The 2,344-nt window shown below is 61.2% G+C and carries 2 protein-coding genes; both read left to right on the top strand.

Annotated features, from left to right (window positions below):
* Positions 1 to 150: 150 nt before the first annotated feature.
* Positions 151 to 1,413 (top strand): IS21 family transposase, encoded by a 1,263-nt coding sequence (gene istA / locus BRX37_RS26090; RefSeq protein WP_125990337.1) that lies wholly within the window; start codon positions 151 to 153, stop codon positions 1,411 to 1,413.
* Positions 1,410 to 2,267: an IS21-like element helper ATPase IstB gene (gene istB / locus BRX37_RS26085; RefSeq protein WP_125990335.1), complete on the top strand. Its 858-nt coding sequence runs from the start codon at positions 1,410 to 1,412 to the stop codon at positions 2,265 to 2,267. The genes istA and istB overlap by 4 nt, the downstream gene beginning before the upstream one ends.
* Positions 2,268 to 2,344 lie beyond the last annotated feature (77 nt).

Here is a 2,344-nt window from a genome sequence, read left to right as displayed (position 1 = left end):
TGTCATCGGTCCTGCAATTCTCCGCAAAAGTGGGCTTTGAAAATTCCCTAGTTGGTGGCCCCTTCATCTCATTCTGCCGGGGCTAGCCCCGGCAGAATGAGATGAGCCGACATCGTCCTCATCTCCTTTGCAGACGCGGAGACGGGGCCGATGATCCGACTTGGAGAATTGATGATGATCCTCGAGCTACATCGGCAGGGCGTATCGATATCCGCCATCGCCCGACGCACTGGTCGCGATCCCAAGACCATCCGCAAATATATCGAACGGGGCGTCGAGGCCCCGGTCTATGGCCCACGCGCATTGGGACGGCCGAACAAGCTGGCGCCCTATCTGGAATTTCTGCGTGAGCGCGTGACGGCCTTTCCCGATCTGACGGCGGCGCGCCTGACGCGTGAAATCCGTGAGCTGGGCTATATGGGCGCCTATACTGCGGTGAAGCGGTTCCTGGCAGCGATTCGACCGGAAAATGGCCCCAAGCCCTTCGAGGTTCGGTTCGAGACGCCGCCTGGCGTGCAGGCGCAGGTCGACTTCGCCCGGTTCGTCGTTGATTTTACCGATGAGCCCGGCGTCAGCCGGATCGTCTGGCTGTTCAGCCTGGTGCTGGGGCATTCGCGCTTCCTGTTCGCGCGCTATGTCATGCACCAGGATCTCCAAACCCTGTTGCGCTGTCATATACAGGCCTTTGAAGCGATCGGAGGCGTCCCGATCGAGATCCTCTACGATCGCATGAAAACCGCCGTGACCGGGGAAGACGATCAGGGTCACATCATCTACAATCGATCATTGCTGGCTCTGGCGGGGCATTATCGCTTCGTTCCGCGCGCCTGTCGTCCCTATCGGGCCAAGACCAAGGGAAAGGTCGAGCGGCCGTTCAGCTACATCCGCAAAGACTTCTTCCTCGGGCGGAGCTTCCGCAATCTGGAAGATCTCAATGTCCAGCTTATCGACTGGCTCGATACCGTCGCCAACGTCCGTGTCCACGGCACGACGCAGCGGATCATCGCCGACGCCTTTGCCGCCGAGCAGCCAGAGTTGCAGTTGCTCCCAGCGGGGCGCTTCGATGCGGTTCTGAAGCTGGAGCGCCGGGTCAGCCACGACGGCATGGTCTCCGTCGGCGGCAATTACTACAGCGTTCCCGATTGCACCCGCCGCGTCGTCGAAATCCAGCAGTTGCCCAACAAGATCCGGATCATCGACCTGGGCAAGGTCATTGCCGAGCATCCTGTCCTGGAGGGGCGCCGACAGTACAGGATCGATCCTGCGCATCGAACCGGAGGCAGCGGCGCCAAACGGCGTCACCATGGGAAAGAGGATATCGCCATTGGTCGTATCGGCGAGCATGTCGCGGTGCGCTCCCTGGCGATCTATCAGGCGATCGGCAGCCAACTGGCCCGAGGAGAACGGCCATGAGCCATGGGGGTGCCGCGTCTCGCGTTGATAATATCCGCCGCAGTCTGGTCCATCTCAAAATGCCGCGCGCCCTGGAAATGCTCGACGCCACCCTGCGCGGGATCGAGCAGGGCAAGATCGATGGCGTTGAGGCGATCGACATATTGCTGAACGAAGAACTGTCGCTGCGGGAGAACCGCAGGATCAAGGCGGCCCTGCGCATGGCCAGGCTGCCGATCATCAAGACGCTGGACGGATATGACTTCTCCTTCCAGCCATCGCTCGACCGCAACCGGATCCTGGCGCTGGCCGGCCTCGACTTCATCAACCGGGCCGAGGTCGTGCATCTGCTGGGGCCGCCGGGCACCGGGAAAAGCCACATCGCGACCGCCCTCTCAGTCGAAGCTGTGAAGGCAGGCAAGAGCGTCTACTTCATCCCGCTCGCCGATCTGATCGCTTCGCTGGCCAAGGCTGAACGCGAGGGCACGTTACGCGAAAGGATCCGCTTCCTGTGCCGCTCCTCCCTGCTCGTCGTTGACGAGATCGGATATCTCCCTGTCACGCCGGGCGGCGGCAACCTGTTCTTCCAGCTCGTCAACGCCCGATACGAAAAGGGCGCCATGATCCTCACATCCAACCGCGGCTTTGCCGAATGGGGCGAGGTCTTTGGCGATCCTGTGGTGGCGACGGCCTTGTTGGACCGCCTCCTTCACCACGCTGTGGTCATCCAGATCGAGGGATCCAGCTATCGCATGCGACAGCACGCCGACTTGCTGCCTGAGCATGCGCGCGCCACTCCCTCCATCAACCCACCGCCCTTGCCGAAACGGCGCGGTCGCCCAGCAAAGGAAAAGCTCGATCTTCATCACGGCTGATCACCGAAAAAAAACTCCCGCCAAACTAGGGAATTTTAGATGCCCACTTTTGCGGAATCTTCGGTGCCCGTTGACAG

The sequence above is a fragment of the Sphingomonas sp. S-NIH.Pt3_0716 genome, from assembly GCF_003950715.1.
GTDB lineage: Bacteria > Pseudomonadota > Alphaproteobacteria > Sphingomonadales > Sphingomonadaceae > Sphingobium > Sphingobium yanoikuyae_A.
This window is presented reverse-complemented; position numbering and strand designations above follow the sequence as displayed.

Bases quoted from the DNA above. Each gene is read 5' to 3' on its own strand.
- istA (WP_125990337.1), top strand. From the start codon at position 151: ATGATCCGACTTGGAGAATTGATGATGATCCTCGAGCTACATCGGCAG.
- istB (WP_125990335.1), top strand. From the start codon at position 1,410: ATGAGCCATGGGGGTGCCGCGTCTCGCGTTGATAATATCCGCCGCAGT.